The organism is Lentzea indica (genome assembly GCF_012184385.1).
GTDB lineage: Bacteria > Actinomycetota > Actinomycetes > Mycobacteriales > Pseudonocardiaceae > Lentzea > Lentzea indica.
Map to the genome: position 1 here is coordinate 1 of NZ_VSRL01000435.1, position 4130 is coordinate 4130.

General features: G+C 67.5%; 6 protein-coding genes and 1 pseudogene. 2 read left to right on the forward strand and 5 right to left on the reverse strand.

Features of this window, described 5'->3' with window-relative positions:
- Positions 1-100, forward strand: a pseudogene (locus FXN61_RS47795) (hypothetical protein); the annotation flags it as partial.
- 70 nt (positions 101-170) lie between these two features.
- Here the strand turns inward: FXN61_RS47795 and recO are convergent.
- The 4 genes from recO to FXN61_RS47815 form a co-directional block, all read right to left on the reverse strand.
- Entirely contained in the window at positions 171-923 is a 753-nt protein-coding gene (recO, locus tag FXN61_RS47800) for a DNA repair protein RecO (protein ID WP_167980392.1), read from the reverse strand.
- Positions 923-1819, reverse strand: a complete 897-nt coding sequence (gene era / locus FXN61_RS47805; protein ID WP_167980393.1) for a GTPase Era — start codon at positions 1817-1819, stop codon at positions 923-925. The genes recO and era overlap by 1 nt, the downstream gene beginning before the upstream one ends.
- 61 nt (positions 1820-1880) lie before the next feature.
- Complete coding sequence (locus FXN61_RS47810) at positions 1881-2825, reverse strand: PLL family lectin (RefSeq protein WP_246293234.1); 945 nt, start codon at positions 2823-2825, stop codon at positions 1881-1883.
- 74 nt (positions 2826-2899) lie between these two features.
- Positions 2900-3064 (reverse strand): cytidine deaminase-like protein, encoded by a 165-nt coding sequence (locus tag FXN61_RS47815; protein ID WP_167980394.1) that lies wholly within the window; start codon positions 3062-3064, stop codon positions 2900-2902.
- Between the two features lie 134 nt (positions 3065-3198).
- On the opposite strand from FXN61_RS47815, the gene FXN61_RS47820 reads away from it, so the two are divergent.
- On the forward strand, positions 3199-3633 hold the full coding sequence (locus tag FXN61_RS47820; protein ID WP_167980395.1) for an ester cyclase: 435 nt from the start codon (positions 3199-3201) through the stop codon (positions 3631-3633).
- Here the strand turns inward: FXN61_RS47820 and FXN61_RS47825 are convergent.
- Complete coding sequence (locus FXN61_RS47825; protein WP_167980396.1) at positions 3630-3962, reverse strand: cytidine deaminase-like protein; 333 nt, start codon at positions 3960-3962, stop codon at positions 3630-3632. The two genes, FXN61_RS47820 and FXN61_RS47825, sit on opposite strands and share 4 nt — an antisense overlap.
- Positions 3963-4130: the final 168 nt, after the last annotated feature.

Here is a 4130-nt window from a genome sequence, read left to right on the forward strand (position 1 = left end):
GCTCTTCATCGACAACATCTTCCGCTTCACCCAGGCCGGTTCCGAGGTGTCGACCCTGCTGGGCCGCATGCCTTCGGCCGTGGGTTACCAGCCGACGCTTCTCACGCTCGGAGCGGCGACGACGCAGCATGGGACTCGGCATCCTTCCTGAGTTTCGGGTGGCCGCCAGATTAGCCGTCGTCCGGCTTCGCCTTGCGCTCGACCAGAGGCAACGATCTGAGCTGCCGTTCCAGGTGCCACTGCAGGTGTGCCGCGACCAGGCCACTCGCGTCACGGCGAGCGATGTGCGGGATCTCGTCGACCACTCCCCACTGGCCGTGCAGCAGCGCCGAGAGCAACGTCAGCGTGTCCGCGGAGGGCGACGCCGAGCCGGCCGGGCGGCAGTTCGGGCAGCACGTGCCACCGGCCTGGACGCTGAACGCCCTGTGCGGTCCTGGAGTGCCGCACTTCGCGCACTCGTTGACCGCGGGCGCCCACCCGGCGAACGCCATGGCGCGCATCAGGAACGCGTCCAGCAGCAGCGACGGATCCCGTTCGCCGGCGGACAACGCGCGCAGTGCACCCGTCACCAGCAGATAGAGCCGCAGGACCGGTTCGCCCTCTTCTGCGGTGAGACGGTCAGCGGTCTCCAAGATCGCGCACGCGGCCGTGTAGCGCTGGTAGTCGTTGACGATGCCGACGCCGAACGCGTCCAGCGTCTGCACCTGCGTGATGATGTCGAGCGACCTGCCGGGGTGGAACTGCACGTCGACGTGGCAGAACGGCTCCAGCCGCGCGCCGAACTTCGACGACGTGCGGCGCACGCCCTTGGCCACGGCACGGAGCTTGCCGTGCCGCTGGGTCAGGAAGGTGATGATCCGGTCCGCTTCACCGAGCTTCTGCACGCGCAGCACGATTCCGGTGTCGCGGTACAGGTTCGCCATCAGAACCCCAGGCGGCGCAACTGTTTCGGGTCCCGCTGCCAGTCCTTGGCGATCTTGATGTGCAGGTCGAGGTAGACCCGCGAACCCAGGAGCGCCTCGATCTGCTTGCGGGCGGTGATGCCGACCTGCTTGAGCCGCTCACCGCGGTGCCCGAGGATGATCGCCTTCTGCGACGGCCGCTCCACGAACACGAACGCGTGGATGTCGATCAGGTCGTCGCGGCCCTCGCGCGGCATCATCTCCTCGACGACCACGGCGATGGAGTGCGGCAGCTCGTCGCGCACGCCTTCCAGCGCGGCCTCGCGGATCAGCTCGGCGACCAGCGTCTGCTCCGGCTCGTCGGTCAGGTCGCCGTCCGGGAACAGCTGCGGGCCCTCGGGCAGCTTCTGCAGCAGCAGGTCGCTCAGCTTGTCGACCTGGAAGCCGTCGACCGCGGACACCGGGATGATCTCGGCGAACTCCATGACCTTCTGCAGCGCGAGCAGCTGCTCCATCACCTGCTGTTGCGAGACCAGGTCCGTCTTGGTGACGATGCCGACCACCGGCGTGCGCTTGGCGACCTTCTCCAGCTCGGCGGCGATGAACTTGTCACCGGGGCCGACCTTCTGGTCGGCGGGCACGCAGAAGCCGACGACGTCGACCTCCGACCACGTCTCGCGCACGAGGTCGTTGAGCCGCTGGCCGAGCAGCGTGCGCGGCCGGTGCAGGCCCGGCGTGTCGACCAGCACGAGCTGGCCGTCCTCGCGGTGCACGATGCCGCGGATCGTGTGCCGGGTGGTCTGCGGCTTGCTCGACGTGATGGCGACCTTGGTGCCCACCAGCGCGTTCGTCAGCGTCGACTTCCCTGCGTTCGGGCGTCCGACGAAACACGCGAACCCGGAGCGGTAACCATCCATCCGTCCATTGTCCCTGGGACCGGCAACGAGGTTGTCGCCGGTCCCGGAATCTGCTAGCTGATCACGCCCACCACTTGTGGTAGAGGGCGTTGTCACCGCCGATCACGAAGGTGTCGATGCGGCCGGAGGACCAGGAAACCGCTGCGGGGCCGGAGATCAGGCCGCCGCCGAGCGACTCCCAACCGGACCAGCCGCCCTGGTACCACTTGTGGTACATCGCGTTGTCCGTGCCGCGGACGAAGATGTCGAGCCGTTCAGAGGCCCACGAGGACGCGCCCGGTCCCGAGGTGAGCGTGCCGCCGAGGCTCTCCCAGCCGGACCAGCCGCCGTCGTACCACTTGTGGTACATCGCGTAGTCGGTGCCGCCGCCGAACACGTCGATGCGTCCGGGACCCCACGAGACGGCCGCGGGGTAGGTGCTCAGGACGCCACCCAGCGACTCCCAACCGGACCAGCCGTTCTGGAACCACTTGTGGTAGAGCGCATTGTCACTGCCGCGCCCGAACACGTCGAGTCGTCCGGCACTCCACGAAGAAGCACCCGGAGCCGACGTCAAATAGCCGCCCAGCGACTCCCAACCGGACCAGCCGTTTTGAAACCATTTGTGGTACAGCGCGTTGTCACTGCCGCGCCCGAAAACATCAATTCGTCCGTTGCTCCACGAAACAGCGGCGGGCGCGGACGTCAAATAGCCGCCGAGCGACTCCCAATTGGACCAGCCGCCGTCGTACCACTTGTGCCACAGCGCGTGGTCCTGGCCGACGGCGAACACGTCGAGCCTGCCGGGCGCCCACGACGAGACCGCGGGTGCCGAGATCAGGAAGCCGCCCAGCGACTCCCAGCCGGACCAGGCCTGTGTGGTGACACCACGCTCGTGGCCGACGATCATGCCGGTGAGCTTGTCCGTCGTGGCCTGCACGCGGACTTCCGCCTGCGCCGGTGCCGTCGCCACGGCACCGGCGAACAGCAACGACAGCGCGACGAGAACAGATCTGAGCTTTCTCATGACCATCCCTGGTTGGTCGCGAATTTATCCCGCAACCGAACCTAGGACGGAATTGCGCACCGTCAATCGTGCGTTCAGATCACTTCTGCGATTTCCCCAGTCTGGGTTGCACGGAATACGGGGCCATTTGCAGTCAGGTCGCGAACGGCTTTGACCGAATCTTCGTCGAGCGTTCCCGAACCGGTCACCACGACCGCGGCCTCCAGACCTTCCCGCACCGCCGAGCGGTAACCATCCATCTCTCCGTTGCCCCCATGACCGGAAACGGTCTTTCGCGGGGCCTTCCGGCACTGGTCCGGACGGGTGCACGGGCGCAGGCTGACGGCGTCGTCCCCCGCGTTCCATTCGTAGCTCGCGCACAAGGAGATGCGACATGTCTACAGAAGACCTCGAGCGCCTGAACGACGAAGGCATCGGCGCGTGGGATCGCCACGACACCGACGGTTTCGTGAAGTTGTTGGCAGACGACTTCGTCTGGATCGACGACACCACCCCGGACCCGATGCGCACGCTGGACGCGGCCCGCGCCTACACCCAGGCCTGGTTCACCGCGTTCCCGGACATGCACATCCGCACGACCAACAAGGTCGTCACCGACGACCAGATCGCCTGCGAGCTCGAGTTCACCGGCACCAACACCGGCACGCTCAGCATGGGCGGTATGGAGATCCCCCCAACCGGCAAGTCGGTGACCTCTCGCGGGACCTACTTCCTCAGGGCGGAGAACGGAAAGATCAAGGAGTTCCACACCCACCCGGACGCCGCGGGCATGATGATGCAGCTCGGGCTGATGGGAGCGCCCGCCTAAAACTGTTTGCGCAACTCGCCGGAGGCGTCCGCGAGAAACACAGGACCGGACTGCGTGAGGTCGCGCACGGCCGCCAGTGACTCCACGTCCACCCCGGACGCCTCGGTGACGACGACCGCGGCCTCCAGACCTTCGGCACCGCTCGACACGGCGGCGGCGATGGCGGCCTGCAGCGCGGTGAGCTTCAGCGACGGCAACGCGACGGTCGAAGCGCTGTACGTGCGGCCGTCGAGGTCCCGCACCGCCGCACCCTCCGCGGCACCGTTGCGCGCGCGTACGGACCGCGCGAGCGTGACGAGCTTGGCGTTCTCGGGATCCAGGTCAGTCATTCTCTTCGCTCTCCTTCTGCACGGGGCGCACCAGCACCGTGGTGACCCGGATGCGGCCGCGTTCGTCCTTGCCGCCCTCGGCCCGCATGCGCAGGCCCGCGATCTCGGCCTCGGTGCCGGGCAGCGGCACGCGCCCGAGCCGTTGCGCGAGCAGGCCGCCGACGGTCT

Bases quoted from the DNA above. Each gene is read 5' to 3' on its own strand.
- recO (WP_167980392.1), bottom strand. From the start codon at position 923: ATGGCGAACCTGTACCGCGACACCGGAATCGTGCTGCGCGTGCAGAAG.
- era (WP_167980393.1), bottom strand. From the start codon at position 1,819: ATGGATGGTTACCGCTCCGGGTTCGCGTGTTTCGTCGGACGCCCGAAC.
- FXN61_RS47810 (WP_246293234.1), bottom strand. From the start codon at position 2,825: ATGAGAAAGCTCAGATCTGTTCTCGTCGCGCTGTCGTTGCTGTTCGCC.
- FXN61_RS47815 (WP_167980394.1), bottom strand. From the start codon at position 3,064: ATGGATGGTTACCGCTCGGCGGTGCGGGAAGGTCTGGAGGCCGCGGTC.
- FXN61_RS47820 (WP_167980395.1), top strand. From the start codon at position 3,199: ATGTCTACAGAAGACCTCGAGCGCCTGAACGACGAAGGCATCGGCGCG.
- FXN61_RS47825 (WP_167980396.1), bottom strand. From the start codon at position 3,962: ATGACTGACCTGGATCCCGAGAACGCCAAGCTCGTCACGCTCGCGCGG.